The 20,066-nt window shown below is 51.5% G+C and carries 16 protein-coding genes; 10 read left to right on the top strand and 6 right to left on the bottom strand.

Features of this window, described 5'->3' with window-relative positions:
- Positions 1–5: 5 nt before the first annotated feature.
- The 3 genes from METMI_RS0115770 (at position 6) to METMI_RS0115760 (ending at position 5,146) form a co-directional block, all read left to right on the top strand.
- The gene (locus METMI_RS0115770) at positions 6–500 is read left to right on the top strand and encodes an LPS-assembly lipoprotein LptE (RefSeq protein ID WP_019867262.1); all 495 of its coding nucleotides are present in this window, start codon (positions 6–8) and stop codon (positions 498–500) included.
- Position 501: 1 nt separating this feature from the next.
- On the top strand, positions 502–1,527 hold the full coding sequence (holA, locus tag METMI_RS0115765; RefSeq protein ID WP_019867261.1) for a DNA polymerase III subunit delta: 1,026 nt from the start codon (positions 502–504) through the stop codon (positions 1,525–1,527).
- Positions 1,528–1,636: 109 nt separating this feature from the next.
- On the top strand, positions 1,637–5,146 hold the full coding sequence (locus METMI_RS0115760) for a transglycosylase domain-containing protein (protein WP_019867260.1): 3,510 nt from the start codon (positions 1,637–1,639) through the stop codon (positions 5,144–5,146).
- Here METMI_RS0115760 and METMI_RS0115755 read toward each other — a convergent pair.
- Positions 5,143–5,856 (bottom strand): TSCPD domain-containing protein, encoded by a 714-nt coding sequence (locus METMI_RS0115755; RefSeq protein ID WP_019867259.1) that lies wholly within the window; start codon positions 5,854–5,856, stop codon positions 5,143–5,145. The two genes, METMI_RS0115760 and METMI_RS0115755, sit on opposite strands and share 4 nt — an antisense overlap.
- Before the next feature lie 378 nt (positions 5,857–6,234).
- On the opposite strand from METMI_RS0115755, the gene coaBC reads away from it, so the two are divergent.
- Genes coaBC through argB form a run of 4 tightly spaced genes read left to right on the top strand, consistent with a single transcriptional unit; the run spans position 6,235 to position 9,916 of the window.
- Positions 6,235–7,446 carry a bifunctional phosphopantothenoylcysteine decarboxylase/phosphopantothenate--cysteine ligase CoaBC gene (gene coaBC, locus METMI_RS0115750; protein WP_019867258.1) on the top strand — a complete coding sequence of 404 codons (1,212 nt, stop codon included), beginning with the start codon at positions 6,235–6,237 and terminating at the stop codon, positions 7,444–7,446.
- Positions 7,443–7,898: a dUTP diphosphatase gene (gene dut, locus METMI_RS0115745; RefSeq protein ID WP_019867257.1), complete on the top strand. Its 456-nt coding sequence runs from the start codon at positions 7,443–7,445 to the stop codon at positions 7,896–7,898. The genes coaBC and dut overlap by 4 nt, the downstream gene beginning before the upstream one ends.
- Positions 7,899–7,926: 28 nt before the next feature.
- Complete coding sequence (locus tag METMI_RS0115740) at positions 7,927–8,967, top strand: hypothetical protein (protein ID WP_019867256.1); 1,041 nt, start codon at positions 7,927–7,929, stop codon at positions 8,965–8,967.
- 49 nt (positions 8,968–9,016) lie between these two features.
- Positions 9,017–9,916 (top strand): acetylglutamate kinase, encoded by a 900-nt coding sequence (gene argB / locus METMI_RS0115735; protein ID WP_019867255.1) that lies wholly within the window; start codon positions 9,017–9,019, stop codon positions 9,914–9,916.
- Here argB and METMI_RS0115730 read toward each other — a convergent pair.
- The 3 genes from METMI_RS0115730 to proC form a co-directional block, all read right to left on the bottom strand.
- Positions 9,893–10,891, bottom strand: a complete 999-nt coding sequence (locus tag METMI_RS0115730) for a hypothetical protein (protein WP_232215238.1) — start codon at positions 10,889–10,891, stop codon at positions 9,893–9,895. The two genes, argB and METMI_RS0115730, sit on opposite strands and share 24 nt — an antisense overlap.
- A 168-nt stretch (positions 10,892–11,059) precedes the next feature.
- Positions 11,060–11,635, bottom strand: a complete 576-nt coding sequence (locus tag METMI_RS0115725; RefSeq protein ID WP_019867253.1) for a YggT family protein — start codon at positions 11,633–11,635, stop codon at positions 11,060–11,062.
- Positions 11,635–12,462: a pyrroline-5-carboxylate reductase gene (gene proC / locus METMI_RS0115720; protein WP_019867252.1), complete on the bottom strand. Its 828-nt coding sequence runs from the start codon at positions 12,460–12,462 to the stop codon at positions 11,635–11,637. Before proC ends, METMI_RS0115725 begins: the two co-directional genes overlap by 1 nt.
- Before the next feature lie 492 nt (positions 12,463–12,954).
- Here proC and METMI_RS0115715 point away from each other — a divergent pair, with 492 nt between their 5' ends.
- The 3 genes from METMI_RS0115715 to METMI_RS0115705 are packed head-to-tail and all read left to right on the top strand — an operon-like array spanning position 12,955 to position 15,885.
- Positions 12,955–13,947 carry an SPL family radical SAM protein gene (locus METMI_RS0115715; RefSeq protein ID WP_019867251.1) on the top strand — a complete coding sequence of 331 codons (993 nt, stop codon included), beginning with the start codon at positions 12,955–12,957 and terminating at the stop codon, positions 13,945–13,947.
- The gene (locus tag METMI_RS0115710) at positions 13,935–14,645 is read left to right on the top strand and encodes an SDR family oxidoreductase (RefSeq protein ID WP_019867250.1); all 711 of its coding nucleotides are present in this window, start codon (positions 13,935–13,937) and stop codon (positions 14,643–14,645) included. The genes METMI_RS0115715 and METMI_RS0115710 overlap by 13 nt, the downstream gene beginning before the upstream one ends.
- A 4-nt stretch (positions 14,646–14,649) precedes the next feature.
- Positions 14,650–15,885, top strand: coding sequence for a glycosyltransferase family 4 protein (locus METMI_RS0115705; RefSeq protein WP_019867249.1), 1,236 nt, complete (start codon positions 14,650–14,652; stop codon positions 15,883–15,885).
- A gap of 16 nt (positions 15,886–15,901) precedes the next feature.
- On the opposite strand, the gene METMI_RS0115700 is transcribed toward METMI_RS0115705, so the two are convergent.
- Together METMI_RS0115700 and METMI_RS0115695 are read right to left on the bottom strand one after the other, a co-directional pair.
- Positions 15,902–19,483: a PAS domain S-box protein gene (locus tag METMI_RS0115700; protein ID WP_019867248.1), complete on the bottom strand. Its 3,582-nt coding sequence runs from the start codon at positions 19,481–19,483 to the stop codon at positions 15,902–15,904.
- 7 nt (positions 19,484–19,490) lie between these two features.
- Positions 19,491–19,931 carry a response regulator gene (locus tag METMI_RS0115695; RefSeq protein WP_019867247.1) on the bottom strand — a complete coding sequence of 147 codons (441 nt, stop codon included), beginning with the start codon at positions 19,929–19,931 and terminating at the stop codon, positions 19,491–19,493.
- Positions 19,932–20,066 lie beyond the last annotated feature (135 nt).

The following is a 20,066-nucleotide window of genomic DNA, read 5'->3' as shown; positions in this document are numbered from 1 at the left end:
GCTTGATGGCGCCCAAAACTTTTATCTTTATTTTTGCCTTATTCCTCAGTGCCTGCGGTTACCATCTGCGCGGTGCGGTGGATTTGCCGGAAGGCTTAAAAAAAGTTTATCTGGAAGGCGCATCCATGCAATTGCGCGAACAATTCAGGAAGGTCTTGCGCACCGCGTCAGGCGAACTGGTCAGTTCGCCTGACGCGGCCAGTGTCTTCATCAGGATCGCTAACGAAAACAATGACCAACGGGTGCTGTCCCTGAGCGCGAGGGGCCGGTCGAATGAGCTGGAGCTGTATTACCGCCTGAACTATACCTTGGCGAAAGCCGATAATTCCGTGCTAATAGAAAGCCAACCACTTGAAATAAAAAGGGAATATTTTAATGACCAACAGGATATGGTCGCCAAGGATAACGAGCAGCAAGTCATCCGCAACGAAATGTACCACCAAGCCGTGCGCATGATGATAGACCGTATCCAGGCCGTACTGGTAGCCAACACCAAATAGCATGCAACTTAAAACTGAGCAACTTAAACCTGCTTTGCAAAAAAGTTTGGCACCCGTTTATTTTATCAGTGGCGATGAACCCCTGCAGATCGGTGAAGCCGCCGACACCATTAGGACAGCCGCCCGCCAGGCCGGCTTCACTTCCCGTGAGATATTTTCGGTTGATACGGGGTTTGCTTGGAACCAGTTGGGCATGGCCGCCGATTCCATGTCCATTTTTGCGGATAAACAAATTATCGAGCTACGCTTGTCTTCAAGCACCCCTGGAATTGAAGGCGCGAAGGCCTTGACGGCGTATTGCGGACGCCCGCCGGAAACGTCCTTGTTATTGGTGACTGCCGGCAAGCTCAGCAAAGAATCGCTAAAAAGCAAATGGTTCCAGGCGCTAGATAAAGCCGGGGTGACCATTCAGGTGCGGGCGTTGGAAGGCCAAGATTTACTGCGCTGGTTACAACAGCGTTTGTCATCGCGTGGCTTGCAGACCGGACAGGCCGGCCTAAGGTTATTGGCGTCCCGCGTCGAGGGCAACTTACTGGCGGCCGCACAGGAAATTGAAAAACTGTACGTGCTATATGGGGACGGGGCACTGGACACGCAGCAAATCGAAACCGCTGTTGCGGACAGCTCCCGCTATGATGTCTTTAAATTGATGGACAGTATCCTGGCGGGCAAACCCAACCGTATTTTGAAAATCTTATCCGGCCTACATGCCGAAGGCGTTGCCCCGCCAGTGATATTATGGGCGATCATGCGCGAAGCCAGGACTTTGGTGAAAATAAAATGGGCCGTCGTACAAGGCCAGGGCTTGGAAACCGCTTTTAAAAACCACCAAATTTGGGACAAACGCAAACCCTTGGTGAGCGAAGCTTTGCAAAGGTTAAGCGACAGCGACCTGGACAAAGTGCTGGTGTTAAGCGCAAAGGCTGACCGGCAAAGCAAAGGCCAGCAAGCAGGTGATGTTTGGGAAACCTTAAGGGTGCTTTGCCTGGTGTTTGCATCAGTTCCCGTTATGGCCCCCATCGGCTGAACCATGGATGTCATAACCCATTCACAACATCTTCAGTATTATCAAACCTATGATGTTTTCCCCCCACAAGAAAATGGGGCATCTTTTTACGTTGTAATGGAAATGGCGCGTGAAACAAAATAGCAGCTCATTGATAAAGCGGATTTTGACCATTTACATTGTGGTGGTCTTGCTGGCGGTAACGCTGGTTGTGGCGCGGCTGATCCAACAAGAGGTGAAAACCTCCAAATACCAGGCCCAATATCTTTCACAAATTAGCAAGCAACTGAGTTTCAAGCTCGTCAACGGCGCCAGCACTTCAGTCCGTTACCCGCAATTTGGCCCTTATGACCAAAGGCTGGGCTACACCTTATTACCGGATGCGATAAGCCGATTAACAAAACTCGGCTATGGCATTACCGCGCAAGCGGATTTTTCACCGATGATGGCGGAATTGGTCGATTACGGGCTATTTACCGTTTACCACGAAAAAAGCCAGGCAGGCTTGCGTATCCTGGACCGCCGCAACCAATTGGTCTTTAAAGCCGTTTACCCTGCATTTGGTTACCCCAACTTCGAATCCGTCCCCCCTGTCATCCTCAATACCCTGCTGTTCATCGAAAATAGGGAACTGCTGGATGAGCAAAACACCCAGGTTAACCCCGCCATAGAATGGGACAGGCTAGGCTTCGCCAGCTTGCAATTGATGGCGCACAAACTAGGCGCGACGAGCGCCGTCCCTGGTGGCAGCACCCTGGCGACACAAATTGAAAAATACCGCCATTCCCCAAACGGCTATACCAATTCGATCACGGATAAATTCCGGCAAATGGGCACGGCGTCGGTGCGGGCTTATTTGTTAGGCCCAGACACCCGTGCGATGCGCCAGGAAATCGCCCTTTCTTACTTAAATTCCATGCCGCTCTCCGCAACCCCCAAATCCGGCGAAATCCATGGCCTTGGCGATGGCCTGACCGCATGGTTTGGCGCCGACTTTAATGAAATCAACAAATTGTTGGCACCTAAAGCCTTGGCCGTGAAACACATTAGCCCGCAGCAGGCCCAAGCTTATCGGCAGGTATTGGGGATTCTGTTATCGCAAAGAAGGCCTACTTATTTATTGGGGCGAGGTTTTGATGCGCTACAAAACCTGACCGACAGTTATTTAAGGATATTGGCTGAAAAAGGCCTTATTTCTAATGCCTTACGTGACGCCGCATTGAAAGAGGCCACCTTGCGCCCGTCCAAAACCAGTACGATCCCGGCCAAGTTTGCCGTTGAGAAAAAAACCCAGTCCGTGCTACGTAGCCGGCTGGGGAAATTGCTCAACATTAAATCCAATTACGACCTGGACCGCCTCGACCTGACCGTCAAAACTTCCCTCGATTTCAATACGCAGCAAGCCGTCAATCAGGAATTGCGCCGGCTAGGTGAACCTGAAAACGCAAAAGCGGCAGGCCTGCTGGGAAAAAGGATGCTCAGTGAAAACAGTAAATTGGCGCCTATCATTTATAGCTTAATGCTGTTTGAACGGGGCAAGACCGGGAATATGCTACGTGTGCAAACCGACAATTACGACCAAGCCCTGGACATCAACGAGGGTATACGCATAGACCTAGGGTCGACCGCCAAATTGCGCACCATGGTGCATTACCTGGAATTGGTCACTGACATTTACCATCGCTACAAAGACCAGCCACCGGCCGTGTTGAAGCAAATCCAACTGCATCCGCGTGATTATTTTTCACAATGGGTGATTGAGCAGCTACTGGCAACCCCCCAGGCCCGTCTCGAAGACTTGCTGAACAACGCACTGGACAGGCGTTATTCAGCCAGTCCGGGCGAAAGTTTCTTTACGGGGGGGGGCTTGCATACCTTCAGCAACTTCACTAAAGATGAAAACCATAAGATCATGTCGGTACGCGAGGCTTTGCGTGACTCGGTCAATTTGGTCTTTGTCAGGCTGATGCGCGATGTGGTTTACCATCACCTTTACAAGCCAGACGGTTTGGCACGCTGGTTGGAAAGCCCTGATGACCCGCGTAGAAAAGAATATTTGCAACGTTTCGCCGACCGTGAAGGCGGCGTGTACTTACAGCGGTTTTATGCCAAATATCAGGACAAGACACCTGAAGAAACGCTGGCGTTATTGTCCAACCGGGTATATGCCAAACCCTCAAGGTTGACCATGTTATTTCGGGCCGTTTATCCGGATGCGGATGAACAGGCATTAAAGAAATTTTTAAAAACCCGTTTGGATAATAGCCAGCTGTCGGATGACGATATTTATAGCCTTTACGATAAATATACCGTGGATAATTTCGACTTGCAGGATCAAGGCTACATCACCAAGATCCATCCATTGGAACTCTGGCTGGCCAATTATTTGGCACAACACCCTAAAGCCAGCCGTGATGAGGTCATGGAAGCCAGCACCAAACAGCGCCAGGATGTCTACCGTTGGCTGTTCAAGAACAATAGAAAAAATGCCCAGCAGCGGCGCATCATGACCTTGTTGGAAATTGAGGCGTTCAGGGCAATACATAAAGCGTGGCAACGGGTAGGTTACCCGTTTGAAGAACTCACCCCGTCTTACGCAACCTCTATCGGGGCCTCGGGTGACCGTCCGGTGGCCTTGGCCGAGCTGATGGGCATATTGCGTAATGATGGCATGAAACTCCCTTTCGTCCGTTTTGAAAGCCTGCATTTCGCACAAGGCACGCCCTATGAAACGGTGTTGAACAAATCCCTAGACCAAGGGGAGCGGGTGTTTGCGCCTGAAATCGCCAAAGTGGCGCGTGGCGCTTTAAGCGGCGTCGTCGAAGGCGGGACGGCGGCGCGGCTCAATGGCATATACACGAATGCGGCGGGCAAACCATTGACCGTTGGCGGTAAAACCGGTACGGGAGACCACCGCAAGGAAATTTGGGGGCCGGGCGGACGTTTAATCGAATCGAAGTTTATCAGCCGCGCCGCCGTATTTACCTTTTTTATTGGCGAACGGTTTTTTGGGGTGATCACAGCCTATGTTGCCGGGGACGATGCGGGCAGCTACCACTTCACGAGCTCATTGCCCGTGCAAATTATGCGTCACCTCAAGCCCACGCTATCGCCGCTGATCAATATGGTGCCCGAAGAAGAAGGGGTTAAGCCGGAAGCCAAAGTTGCGGCCATTAAAACCGGCGCACCCAGACCTAAGGCGGAACCTGCACAAACTACCGGAAACACCAAAGCCATACGGAAATTGGTCAGGCCTAAGCTAGTAACCAGCCCAAGCACCCTGCCGGCCTTAACCCTCCCTATGGGCACCGGCATAAAACCTGTCCCCAGGGCGCTTATCAGCAAACCTAAGCCCGTTAAGCCGCAAACCCTTCCGCCTAACGTTTTACCGCCGAAAATTTTGACTAACCCTCCGGTGACAAAACCCAAACTTGTGAAACCACCCGCCACCGCCCCGGCGTTGGCCGTGCCCGGCAAACCCGTCATCAAGCCACTGCCTAAACCCGTAAAAAGCCTGGTTCCCGTGACCCCAAACCGCCCGCTTAACAAGCCTTTGCCTAGACCCCTGAAACCACAAACAGCACCAAGCAGGCCTGTGCCCCAACCGCCTAAGCCCCAAATAACACTACCGTCGCCTTAGCTACACTTACTGTCGCCACAATTGAGGCAAGTCATACAGCCATCCATCAGCACCACGGCTTTGGTCTGGCATTTGACGCACAACAACGCTTTGGCCGGAAAACCGCTGTCAACTTCGATGGCTTCAGGCCCGGCGTGCAACGCGTCAAATTCACGGCGCTTTTCGGCCAGGAACTGCTTTTGATGGTCGTTGAGCTCATTGTCCTTAAGCATGCCGATGCTTTTTAAATGCGATTCAATGGCACAGCCAATTTCCGCCACCAGTGAAGGCATAAACACCCCGCCTTTTTTAAAATAGCCGCCACGCGGGTCGAACACGGCCTTTAGCTCGTCAACCAAAAAGCATGCGTCGCCGCCTTTACGGAACACCGCCGAGATAACCCGTGTCAATGCCAACACCCACTGGAAATGCTCCATATTTTTTGAGTTGATGAACACTTCATAAGGGCGGCGCTCTTCATGCTCGCTGCCTTGGTTCAAAATCATGTCATTGATGGTGATGTACAGCGCATGTTCCGATTGCGGGGTTTTGATTTTATAGGTTGAACCATACAAAATTTCAGGGCGTGCGACATTTTCATGCATGCTTTCCAAGTTCGGAACGGGCTCTTGGGCGGCTAATGGGGTGGCATCCTGGTCTTCATTGCTTGCCGATACGTTAGGGGACAGTACTTTATAAGCGGTAATTTTTTTATTAATTTGCTGGATCATAATGGTATAGGGGGTGCTGTGATAGGTGGGGATGGCTAGCAGGCGGTTTAAGACGGACAAATTTCAAAAAACGGCAGACACCGACACTGCATATAGTGAAAAAAATAAAGATTAACACAAAATATAGTTTTTATGGAGTAAATTTCAGTTCCGTATGGGAATTCACCCAGACCCTAACTGGCCAAACAAATGGCCCTATGGATGCTTGCCATTTCCCTTATCTGCTTAATATAGGTTGGGTAGGCGCTACGGCAAAATGCCCCATACCATAGAATAGCCGTTACATGATCCGGCATATCCTATTGTTTCAAGAAAACCGTCTTTCCGCATACGATTAAGCCTAGAACAATTTATCCAGACTTGCCATAATAGCCGTTTTTGCCTTATTCAGGAAACACCATTAACAAGCGAATTTTATTAGGGATTAGTGGCGGCATCGCCGCCTATAAATCGGCAGAACTAGTGCGTCTGCTGCGCAAACAAGGGGCGGATGTACGGGTTGTTATGACCCAAGCCGCCACCGGATTTATTAGCCCGCTAACCTTCCAAGCCTTGTCCGGCAACCCTGTCCATACTGCATTACTTGATGTAGATGCGGAAAATGCCATGGGCCATATTAATCTGACCCGCTGGGCGGATATTTTATTGATAGCCCCCGCCACGGCGGACTTGCTTGCCAAATTAAGCCATGGCCTGGCCGGCGATTTATTGTCCACCCTTTATCTGGCGGCAACTTGCCCGGTTTATGTGGCTCCGGCAATGAACCAGGCGATGTGGAACAAACCGGTCACCCAGGAAAACGTCCGGCGGCTCAAAGCCCAAGGCGTCCGCTTCATCGGCCCGGAAGCCGGTGACCAGGCATGTGGTGAAAATGGTTTTGGCAGAATGTCAGAACCTGGACACATTTGCCGTCACTTGTCCGGCACGCCTACCCCCTTAACCCTTCAAGGCCTGAAGGTTTTAATAAGCGCAGGCCCGACGCGGGAACCTATAGACCCCGTGCGTTACATCACTAACCGCAGTTCGGGAAAAATGGGATACGCATTGGCGGCCGCCGCAGCCAACGCGGGTGCCGAGGTGACGCTGATTAGCGGCCCGGTGAATTTAGCCTTACCGGATAATGTGAAGGCCATCCAGGTGGAAACGGCAATGCAAATGTATGAAGCGGTCCTACCCGCCGCCGTTAACCACGACATCTATATTGGTGCGGCGGCTGTGGCCGATTATAGCCCGATGCCCATGCCTGAAAAAATCAAAAAACAGGATGGCCAAAGCCAATTGCTATTGCACAAGACCCAAGACATTTTGGCGGCTGTCGCCGCACTTGGGCAGCGGCCATTTACCGTCGGTTTTGCCGCAGAAACCGAAAACCTCGAACAGTATGCCCTGGCCAAGCTAAAACAAAAAAACCTGGATATGATCGCCGCCAATTGGGTGGGGCGTGACGCGGGCGGTTTTGACAGCGACCAAAACGCCTTGCAAGTGTTCTGGCCAACAGGCCATAAGACCTTGGCAATGGCCGATAAAACCCTTCTCGCCGAGCAATTGCTTAGCCTTATCGCCGAACGATTTAAATTACATAAACCATGAAAAAAATACAGCTAAAAATTCTTGACGCCCGTTTGGGCAAGGACATCCCCCTGCCCCAATATGCAACTGAAGGTTCGGCGGGACTGGACTTACGCGCCTGCCTTGACGAAAACACCCTGATCTATCCTGGAGAAAGCCTTTTGATACCAACGGGTTTGGCCATCTTTATTGATGACCCTGAATTGGCTGCGGTATTATTGCCCAGATCGGGTTTAGGCCATAAGCATGGGATTGTGCTGGGTAACTTGGTCGGCTTGATCGATTCGGATTATCAAGGCCAAGTTTTTGTTTCTTGCTGGAACCGGGGCGCAACGGCGTTCACCATTAATGTCGGCCAACGCATCGCGCAAATGGTTTTTGTGCCTGTGATACAGGTTGAATTCATGCAGGTCGGCGAATTCACGGAAAGTGCACGTGGCGATGGTGGCTTTGGCCACACTGGGCAACATTAAAACGGTTCTTTATTTTTGAGGTTATAACATGAGAAAGCTCTTTTATTTGCTCGCGGCTGCGATAGTTTTAATGATACTCACAACGGCTTTTGGCATTTACTGGTTATCACAATCTGACATTACCAAAGCCCGGGAAGAATCGGCGGTTGCGGAGGCAAAAAATGTTGCACTCGGCTTATCGGCGCAAATTGACCTATTGAATAAAACCTTGGACAAAATGACCCAAGACCCGGACGTTTTAAATGCCGTGGCCCTTGGCAACAACGGGCTCTTAAAAATGGCGGCGGCCAAACTCGAACAATATATCCCTGACATCCTCAAAATCAGGATCTTGCTGCCTGATACCCATGAAACTGACGACCAAACCCAGCCAAGCATGGGGTTTGCCGACCTGGAGTTAGTGCGGGAAACCCTGAACGGCAACCCATTTCCTGGTATCCAAGGTGAAAAAGGGGCGGGCCGGCACTTCGCAATTGCACGTGGCATCTACCAAAATGGCAAAATAACAGGGGTCATCCTGGCGAGTTTTGACGAAAATGTCGTCCTAAAAAGCTTACGCCTTGCCAGCATAAAAAACGGCTATATGGAACTGAAACAAGGGCCGGCAGTGCTGGGTACCTTGGGTGACAAAATGGCTGTCGGGCATATTGACGCTAAAGAAATTAATGTCGCCAATACCGGTTGGACGATCCATTACCAATACCCGGATAGTACCGGGCTAGGCGATTTGGCCCTCTTAGGGAGCCTTATTTTTACGACCTCATTCGTTGCCTTATTGGCCCTGTTTGTAGGGCACCGCTGGTTGTCAAACATCTTAAGGCAAGATTTGGAAAGCCTGATGAAAGCCTTTAAAGATATAATGACCCATAATTCGCAAAGCAATTACCCATTGGAGCTGACCGAATTCACAGCCGCCATTTCCAACCTCATGCAATTCAAACGGGTCCTTGATTATGGGGACAGGGAATCTCCAGCGGAGCTTGAAAGCGGTGTCAACATTATTGTAAATGACGACGATGACTTCGATATTGAAGGTTTGTTTGATGAAGTCAATGGTTTTAAGCTATAGCGGCCAAGCGGCCATAGCGCACAAAGTTTATTTATTGGAATTTTAGAAAATGACGAAAAAGAAAGCCCCTTCCCTGATCGCCGAAGTATTGATTGAAGCCCTACCTTATATCCAGCGCTTCAAAGGAAAAACGGTTGTCGTCAAATTCGGTGGCAATGCCATGGTTGACGAAAGCTTGAAGAACAGTTTTGCCAGGGATATTGTGTTAATGAAGCTGGTCGGTTTTAACCCAATAGTGGTGCATGGCGGTGGCCCGCAGATTGGCCAGTTACTTGAGAAATTGGGGAAAACGACGGGGTTTGTCGATGGGATGCGCATCACCGACAGCGAAACCATGGATGTCGTTGAAATGGTGCTCGGAGGCTTGGTGAATAAGGAAATTGTCAATTTGATCAATATGAATGGAGGCAAGGCGGTCGGCTTGACCGGAAAAGACGGGGATTTTATCCGCGCCAAAAAAATCAACCTTAAACGCTCGTCCTTAGATGCCGAAGCCTCGGAAATTATTGACCTGGGCCATGTCGGCGAAGTCAGCAGCATTGACCCTTCCGTTGTTGAAATGCTTGGGCGGAGTGATTTTATTCCCGTCATTGCACCGATTGGTGTGGGTGCGGACGGCCATTCCTACAATATCAATGCGGATTTGGTGGCAGGCAAAATAGCCGAAGTCTTGAAAGCGGAGAAACTGATCCTATTGACCAATACCGCCGGCATCCTGGATAAACAAGGGAGTTTATTGACCGGATTGTCGGTCACCGATATTGACTCGTTAATTGCCGACGGCACCATTTCCGGGGGGATGATCCCCAAAACCCGTTGCGCCACTGACGCCCTAAATGGCGGGGTCCATAGTGTGCATATCATTGATGGGCGTGTCGCACACGCGGTGTTGCTGGAATTGTTTACAGACCAAGGGGTGGGTACGTTACTGTTGAGCCGTCCGCGATAACGCGTTGTTGACATAAGCCCGAAAAGAAGCCCGCAAGTCTTTAATTTTTTGGCTAGCGCATAATTGTTCACCGACTACGGAATTGTGGCAATGGATATCCAAAAAAAGCTGGTAATCGTTGTCGGTGATGGCAATGCGCGATAACGTCAAGCTGATGTCCGTGTCAACCGCTGGCGGCCGGTTCATAATCAGTTTTTCATTATAAACATCGGGCACGGTAGTCGAATTCCGGTTTACGAATTGCCGGGCAATTTCCCAAGCCTTATTGCATTGATGGTCATTATCGCAATGGAACAAACCTAGCGCATTGGCCAATTGGATACTGGGTATGGTGTTTTTCAATGGCTTATGTGTTTTCAACGATTGGGTCAGGAACAAATAGCGGTCGATATTGGCGGTGTATTCATTCCTTACCATGCCCTGTTTATCGACATTGGCATTAATGACCCTATGGATTTGCTCCATCTGGTCTTGCGTTGACTTAATATCTTCAAGCAGTTTTTCCGTAACCTGCTGGCCGTTACGCTCCATCGCCGCCGCCGCTTTTTGCTGGTTGTTCAGCTGATGGGCCATGTTTTTTAACGTGCCTTCAAGCACCCTCCTCTGATTGTCAAACTCCTGCATTTTGACATTCATCGCCTGCTCAATTTCCTCTTCTGAATGGAAAGTGCTTAACAGCGCGTGGTCATTGACCTTTTGCTTGGCAATCAGCTTCTCTTCCTCTTTCCGTAGCTCCGTAAGCCGCGCTTCAAGTTCGAGTTGCTCTTTGGTTTTTGCCCTTTCGGTAATCTCAAGGACTGTTGCCCTAGGGCTTAACAATTCCCGCCGGTTTTGGGATTGTTCGGGGGGCACCTGATCTGAAAACACCGTATTGCCGTATTGGTCTTCCAAACGGTATAAACGTTTGGCAAAGGCCATCTCGCTACTAAGCAAGCATATTAAAACTATTAAGGTTTGCAAAATTGATACAGGCATAGACTTTTAAATGCTTTACACAAGATTTTGAATTATAGGATAAAGACCAGCCAAAGAGAAAGCCTAATTATCTGAGGGCAACCTTTTCTTAACGTTATTGTTAGCGGCGAGCAAAACGGCAAAACGGCATTGTCTATTATGGCTATATTAGCCAGTCAAATAAGCCCGTTAACCGATCAGACTGGCCAATTGTTGCAAGGGGGGCAAGATGATCATTTTAGCTAACTGCAAAAACAACAACACCGCCAATGGGGACAAGTCTATGCCAGCTAAGTCCGGGATCACCTTACGGCATAAATCCAGTAAAGGTTCGGTCAAGCTCACTAAGATCGACGATGCCGAGTTATAAGCCTCCGGATTTATCCAACTCAATAAAGCCCGTGCGAACACGGCAAAAATAAATATATTGATCAGCAACGCCACCAAATCGGTGATGGACAAAATGGTCAACGCCCCTATGTTGATTGTCACCCCCTTTAAAATCAGGATGCTGAAATTGGCCGCCATCTGCAAGAAAAGCACCAACACCAAAGAAGACGTGTCAATCCTGCCGATAGGGGGTATGAACCGACGTAGGATGCGTAAAGGCGGATGAGTGATTTTAAGCAACAATTGCGCAATGGGGTCATAAAATGAGGTTCCGCACCATTGCAACAAAAAACGCAATAAAACGGCCAGAATATAGAGCGACGATAAGGAATCGACAACAAGGATAATAGGATCAGTCAGATAGCTCGAATCCATTAGGAACTCTCCATTTGTTTGGACATTTCAATAGAACGGTCATGTGCCGCATGTAACGCACGGGCAACCAGTTGGGTAAACCCCCCTTCTTCAAAGGTTTGGATCGCCTGCTGGGTGGTCCCTCCGGGCGAGGTCACCCGCTTACGCAATAATTCTGGCGACTCGGAGGATTCCAAGGCAATTTTCGCGGCGCCCAACGCGGTTTGTTGCACCAACAACCGTGCCGTTTGTGCATCCAAACCAAGCCCTACCGCCGTTGCTTCCATCGCTTCCATCAGCAAAAAGAAATAGGCGGGGCCACTGCCGGACACCGCAGTCACCGCGTCCAAATCGCTTTCCTCATTAACCCAAAGCGAAATGCCCACCGCCCGCATAATGCTTTCCGCCAAATCCCGTTGTTGGGCAGAGACATGCGGGTTGGCATATAAGGCCGTCGCCCCCGTCAACACCAATGCTGGCGTATTGGGCATGCAACGCACAATGGCGGTTTCTGTGCCTAACCAAGCCCCCAAACTTTGTTGGGTGATGCCCGCCGCGATGGAAACCACCAATACCTGCCGCTGCCGGATTAACTTTGCCGCCCTGCACGCCACGTCTTTCAGTATTTGCGGCTTGACCGCAAAAACCAACACATCCACCGCCTCAATTACCGTGTCATTACTCAGCGACGTGTTAACGCCCAGATTAACCGCAAATGCCGCCAACGCCGCTTCGTCCACATCGGACACCCAGATAGCCCCGGCGGGATGGCCGCTGGCTATCAGCCCGTTCATCAGGCTTGAAGCCATATTGCCGCCGCCAATAAAACCTATTTTATTCGTTTTCATAATGTCCCTGTACAGATAATCATTGCAGGTATTTTACCCTATATAAAGCTGGAGTAATAAATCCCTAAAATTTTCATATAAAATGCCGGCATTGTTATCCTAACTGATGTTACGCACGACTTCCTTTTGTCTACGAAAAACACGAAAATGCACGAAAGGATCCTGGGCATTTATTTGGCTTTGATTGCTCGGAGCAGGACAAAACCCGTCCTTAAGGTTTCAAAATCGCTATAGGTACTGAAATCGTTACGTAACGGGAACAACTTGCGTTACAAAGCGAAAAAAGGCTAGGGAGACCCTTTCAAGTTGCCGCTTATTTTTGCTCACGAAGGCGTTAGTGCGTTTTTTTCGTGCTTTTCGTGCTTTTCGTGGACAATGCCTAACATCAGATCCTAATTTGCCCCCATCATCCAGTGACTGGAGCCACCTCCACGACGGCCACACCCATGCGAAAGCAAGCCATTCATCCCTAAGCCCCAAACCATCCCGACAATGATCGACACCATTTATATAGAAGAAGCCATCCGCCAACATCCACGGGTATTGGAAATTTTGGCGCGCTTCCCTAATGCCGCACGCATACCCTGCCGCCGCTACGGGGAAGTGTTTAACCCTAAGGCCCAGAATTTCCGGTTGCAAAAACTCAAACCGGCGTTGATCCTTGCCGAAAAATACCAACATTTTGCCCTCCCTGCCCCCGCCGGGTACGGCATCGGCGCACGGCGCAATTTTTATTTTTCCCACGTCTTAAATTGCCTTTACGATTGCCGTTATTGTTTTTTGCAAGGCATGTACCAATCCGCACATTACGTGCTATTCATCAATTACGAAGATTTCCAACAAAACATCACACAACTGTGCGCACAAACGCCGGATGAGGCGGTGCATTTTTTCTCCGGCTATGATTGCGACAGCCTCGCTTTGGAACCCGTGACTGGCTTTGCCGAAAGCTTTCTGCCCTTTTTCGCCGGATTGCCCAATGCGTGGCTGGAATTACGCACTAAAAGCACCCAAGTGCGCAGCCTGTTAAACCGCGAGCCCTTGCCACGTGCGGTGGTGGCGTTCAGTTTGTCACCAGGGCTTATCGCCGAAAAAGTCGAGGCCAAAGCCCCTACCCTACAAAAACGCCTGGATGCCTTAGTTAAATGCCAGGAGCAGGGCTGGCTGGTGGGCCTGCGTTTTGACCCTTTGCTGTACCAACACGATTACCAGGCGCATTACCAGGCGCTGTTTGAACAGGTTTTTGCCCGCATCAACCCTGAACGGCTGCACTCGGTGAGTTTGGGCGTGTTCCGTTTGCCGGAAAATTTCTTCAAAAAAATCCACGCCCTGTATCCCGACGAAAAGCTCTTCGCCAGCCCTTTGGAACGGCAAAACGGCAGGGTGTCCTATCCGAAACAATTGGAACAGGACATGATAGGCTATTGCACCGGGCAAATACTGACCCACATCCCATCTGACAAATTTTTCCCATGCACACTGTAAAACGCACAACCCTGGTCACCGGAGCCAGCTCCGGCATAGGCCGCGCCATCGCCAAGGTGTTGTTGCAACAAGGCCATCACGTCATCGGCGTAAGCCGCGATTGCGGTAAATTCCGCCAAAATGTCATGGGCTTTACCGGCGTGCAGCTGGATTTGTCGGATCTGGACGCTTTGCCCCAACACCTGAACAAATTGGTGAACACCTATCCGGCGATTGATTCGGTGGTTTTTTGCGCTGGCCAAGGCCAATTTGGTTCGCTGGAAGAATTTTCTTATCGGCAGATCAACGGGCTGATGGGCGTCAATTTCACCAGCCAAGCCTTTGTGACCCGCGCCTTGTTGCCCGCCTTAAAACGTAAGCCCCGCAGTGATTTGGTTTATATAGGCTCAGAAGCCGCGTTAAAAGGCAGCCGGAAAGGCGCGGTCTATTGCGCCAGCAAATTTGCTTTGCGGGGCTTCACCCAAGCCTTGCGCGAGGAATGCAGCAAAAGTAATGTGCGTGTCTGCTTGGTTAACCCCGGCATGGTCAGGACGGAGTTTTTCGATACCTTATCCTTTTCGCCTGGCGATGACGGCAGCAACGCCTTATTGCCAGAGGATGTTGCCCAAGCCGTGCTCTATGTGCTGGAATCACGCGCCCAAATGGTCGTCGATGAAATCAACCTCAACCCTTTGAACAAAGTCATCAAATTCAAATAACCGTATGCGTATCCTGTTTATCCATAACAACTTCCCCGCCCAATACCGCCACATAGCCGGCGCACTGGCCGATAACCCCGACAATAAAATTGGCTTTATCACCCAAAACAAAACTAGCGCGGAGATGCCAGGAGTCACCAAACTGGTCTACGAACCCGCCCGGAAAGCCCACGCCAGCACGCATTTGTATGTGAAAGCCTTTGAAAATGCGGTGCTGGAAGCGCAGGCGGTGGTGCGGATATTGGAACAATTAAAGGCCAAAGGCTTTGTGCCTGACCTGGTCTGTGCGCATACCGGCTGGGGCAGCGGCATGTTCGTCAAAGACATCTTCCCCGACACACCGTTGTTATTGTATTGCGAATGGTTCACCCGTTTCCGCGGCAGCGACCTGGATTTCGACCCTGGCGCACCGCCGGCCAGCCTGGATGACATCCTGCGTTTCCGCGCCAGCAACGCCGCAATGTTGATTGACCTGGAGGCCTGTGATGTTGGCGTGACGCCCACCTATTGGCAACATTCCCGCTTCCCCGACGCCTTCCAGCCACGTATCCAAGTCTTGCATGACGGCGTCGACACCGATTATTTCCAGCCCAAAACAGGGGCAAAACTGCAACTGCCGGGCTTGGATTTAAGTGGCGCCCAAGAAATTATCACCTATGTCGCACGGGGCATGGACACTTACCGGGGCTTCCCGCAATTCATTGAAAGCCTCACCCGGTTGTTAAGCCGCCGCCCAAATTGCCATGTGGTGATCGTCGCCGCCGACCGCATCGCCTACGGCCCACCTCCCCCTGAAGGCCAAAGCTGGAAAAGTTGGATGCAGGCAACAGTGGATTTGGACTGGACTAGGGTGCATTTCACGGGCTCCCTACCCTACCGGGATTACCTCCAGGTTTTGCAGGCCTCGTCCGTGCATGTCTATTTGACAAAACCGTTTGTGTTGTCATGGTCCTTATTGGAAGCCTTATCGGCAGGCTGCCTGGTGGTCGCGTCAGACACCGCACCTGTCCGTGAAGCCATTCAAGATGGCCACAATGGCTTGCTGGTGGACTTTTTTGATACCCAGGCGATAGCCGACCGTATCGAAGAAGCGTTGGATAATGGTACCTTAGGGGATATGCTTAGGCGGCACGCCCGTGCAACGGTTCTGGAACATTACTCGCTGGCAAAGTTATTGCCGGCACAGCTGCAATTATTGGACAAATGGGCAACCAGGCCAGGGGCCCCTGCCACATTATAGGCGGGCCCTTGGCCCATTAGGGGACAGGTTTGGTTTGGAGGGTTTCCCGCAAGGTCGCCAATGCGCTTTCGTAGTCAAATGCGTCAATTTGGCGGCTAAACTCAGCGTAACGTTTACCTAGCCTGACATTTAGCAAATTGGCCGATTCCCTAGCCAAGCGGCTGGCAATGGCATTGTCTTCGGCAAGCAAAGCTTCCAGTTCTGATAAGACCCGGTTTACCTGTTCAGGGTCAACGCAGTTATCCGTGCTTCCGGCTAGGCCAAGGCCTTCCGGTTGGCTCAAAATGCCCCCAATCAGTTGCGCCAACTCCTCATCACACGACTTGGCCAATTCCATGCAGTCGGCTAGCGCGGCTTTCTGATGCAGGGCCGTATCCAGTTTGGCCGCCAGTTCAGAAACCCTAAGGGCGCCTAAAGTGGCGGACACCCCTTTAAGTTCGTGCGCCAAACCTTGTGCTTCTTGGATTTTGCCAGCCTTCAAAAAATCCTGGAGATGTTTCATGTCCAGGCGATGGTTATTGGCGAACATTTGCAAAAGTTGCCAAAATTTATTCGCGTCGCCCATGACGATGGCAAGCCCCCGCCCGACATTAAGCCCGGGGATCAATTGCAAGCGGTTTTCCAGGTTGATGGCCACATCCGGGTCTGGCACCGGGACGGCCACGGGCATAGCAGGCCGCGCATCCGGATCCGTCCGGGATTTGGGGGTGTCAGAGCGCGCAAGCCAATGCAGCAGGGCCGTGTAGAGGTCTTTGGGGACCACGGGCTTGGCAACAAAATCGTCCATGCCAGCCGCTAAGCAGGCGCGCCGGTCTTCGTTAAAGGCATTGGCGGTCATCGCCAGAATGGGTAAGGCTTTGCAACCCGGAAGGGCGCGGATGGCCTGGGTTGCCATCAGGCCATCCATCTCGGGCATTTGCACATCCATCAGCACCAGGTCATAGCCGTTCATGGCAGCTTTTTCCACGGCAATCCGGCCATTTTCGGCGGTGTCCACCGACAGGCCCGCACCATACAACAATTCCAACGCCACTTCACGGTTGATGGCGTTGTCTTCCGCTAAGAGCACACGGGCGGCCGTAAAATTTTGGCGGAGTATGATGGCGGCATCGGCCCATTTTTCTTCGGCGGCACTGGGCATGGCGCCATGCCCACGCTGGAGCAAAACGGTTATCCAAAAAGTGCTGCCTTGCCCCAAGACACTTTCAGCCCCGGCGTCCCCCCCCATCATCCGGGCGAGGTGCCGGGTAATGGCCAAGCCCAGCCCTGTGCCCCCGTAATGGCGGGTCGTCGAAATGTCAGCCTGGGTAAAGGCTTCAAACAGCATCGGCAAATTTTCTTTAGCGATACCGATGCCTGAGTCCTGGACTTCGAAACGCATCAGCAAGCCCAGGCCAGTTTCCTGTAACAGTTTGGCGCGTAAGCAAATCGTGCCATGCTGGGTGAACTTGATGGCGTTGCCCGCGTAGTTGAGTATGGCCTGGCGCAACCGGGTAGGGTCGCCACGCAACCATTGGGGCACATTGCCGGTTTCTATTTTAATGTCCAAACCTTTCATCCTAGCCTGTTCGGCCAGCAGCGAATAGACATGATCCAACAAAGGGCCCAAGGCAAAGTCAGTCTGCTCCAGCTCCAAGCGGCCCACTTCGATCTTTGACAAATCCAGGATATCATTGATGATGGACAGCAAATGTTGGGCGGCGGCGTCGATTTTGTCCAGACGCCCGCTTTGTTCGGGCGTGGGGGAGTTTTGGCGTAAGAGATACGTCAAGCCAATGATGGCGTTCATGGGCGTACGGATTTCGTGGCTCATATTCGCCAGGAAAGCGCTCTTTGCCCGATTGGCCGTTTCGGCTTGCTCTTTGGCATGCCGCAATTCAATTTCCAATTGCTTGCGTAGGCTAAGGTCGATATGCGTGCCAACCGCACGTAGCGGTTGGCCTTCTGCATCACGCGCCACTAACTTGCCCCGGCTCAGTATCCATTTATAGCTACCGTTCTTGGTGCGCATCCGGAATTCCATTTCATAAAAGCCTTCGTTCTCCAGCCGATGCCTGGTCTGTTCCACAACGTTGTCCCTTTCCTCAGGGTGCAGCAAATCCACCCACAGATTGTTGGTGTCCAGGCCAAACTCACCCGGCTCATAACCTAGCATCTTGTAATAAGCGGGGCTACAGTAACCGGCGTTGGATTGGATGTTCCAATCCCATATACCATCATTGGTCGCGTCCAGCGCCAATTTAAAGCGTTCCTCGCTCGCCTTAAGCTTATTGACCATGGAATCGAGCTCTGCGGTGCGCGTCGCCACCAATTCTTCCAAATGGAAACGGTGCTGCTCCAATTCCGCCTCCGTCCGCTTTTTTTCGGTGATGTCCTCTTTCACCCCGACATAGTGGGTGATGCTGCCGTCAGGCTGGCGGATGGGGGAGATTCTGGCAAACTCCAGATATTCGCTACCATCTTTACGGCGGTTATGGAGTTCCCCTTGCCAAGACTCGCCTTGGTTCAAATTTCCCCACAGCGATTTATAGGTCAAATAGGGCGTGTTGCCCGTTTGGAGGATGCCCGGGTTCCGCCCGAGCAATTCTTCGCGGCTATAACCTGAGTTCTGGACAAAGGCCTCATTGACGTATTCGATTTCGGCGTCCAGATTGGTGATGATGATGCTTTCCGGACTTTGTTCGACAGTTTGTGCCAGCTTGCGTAGCTGGTCTTCCATCTTCATGCGTTCCGTAATATCAAAAGCCAGCATGAGTTCCGCCCGCCGCCCGCCAAAATCCAGGACATGGGAGGTGATTTCCACCAAAATCACACTGCCATCTTTGCGGCGATGATGCAAAATCCCGGCTTTATCGATACCCGGCGTAACCCGCCCGATACTGTCAAAAAGCTTTGGCAAGTCTTCTTGCGGATAAATATCCTTGACGGCCATCGCGAGGAATTCCTCACGGCTGTAACCATAATGCACGATCGCCGCATTGTTGACGGCGAGGAAGGCGAGCGTTTCCAAATCGTAGACCCACATCGGATGCGGATTGGTCTCGAACAACAGGCGGTAACGTTGCTCGCTTTCGCGTAATGCGGCATTGGCGGCTTCGGCACGGGCGCGGGCGGCGACGGCATCCTCCATCAAATTCAATGCCGCCAGGCTGGCTTGCCGTTGGGCTTGTAGGGTGGCTTGCTGGTTTTCGTTCAACGCGGCTTCGGCTTCGGCGCGGGCGCGACGCTCCTTCGTTTCTGTCAAGGCACGGAGCAACGAAGGCCATAAACGCACCAGGTTATTTTTGGAAATGAAATCGCTGATGCCCAAGTGCAACAAGGCCACCGCCGCCGCTTCGCCAATACTGCCTGACACCAGCAGCACGGGCACGTCCTTCGCCAAACGGATACGCCTCAGGGTGGCGGGGAAATCCATCCCTGACAAGTTGTAATCCGACAGGATGGCATCCCATTCATCAAGCAACGCCAACTCCAGTTCCTCCTGGTCACTGGCGCACTTGCACTCAAGCGACGGGTCCTGCTTGCGCAAATACCGCTCCAGCAACAGGAAATCGGCCGGGGTATCTTCAATGACAAGGATTTTTAATGGCCTGTCCATAACGGCTTTACCGTACCAACGGCGGTTCGTTGGTCACCAGCCAATACACCCCCAAACGCGCCACAGTCTCGGCGAATTCGGCAAAATCGACCGGCTTGCGCACGAAACTATTGACCCCTATCTGGTAGCTCTTAAGGCGGTCACGTTCCTCATCTGAAGAAGTCAAAATGACGATTGGCAACAATTCAGTGCGGGCGTCACCACGCAAGCGTTCCAATACCTCCAGGCCGGACAGGCGCGGCAAACCGATGTCAAGCAAGACCACAGTGGGCAAATCCGGGCCTTCACGGCCAACAAATTCACCTGCCTTAAAAAGATAATCCAGGGCTTGTTGGCCATCCCGCGCCACGTCTATCCGGTTTGCCAAATTGGCTTTGCGCAAGGCCCGTAAGGTCAGTATTTCGTCCTGGGGATTGTCTTCCACCAAAAGGATAGTTTTGTGGTTCATTGCCAAACCTCGTTTATGTAGCATTGATGGCTTAAGTGGCCGTTCAAAAGTCTTTTAACCTTTGTGGCGGATAAGGGGGAACAAATGAATTTTTCATTATGTTAACTGACGTTACGCAGTAACGTGTTTTTGCTC

The organism is Methylovulum miyakonense HT12 (genome assembly GCF_000384075.1).
GTDB classification, from domain to species: domain Bacteria; phylum Pseudomonadota; class Gammaproteobacteria; order Methylococcales; family Methylomonadaceae; genus Methylovulum; species Methylovulum miyakonense.
This window is presented reverse-complemented; position numbering and strand designations above follow the sequence as displayed.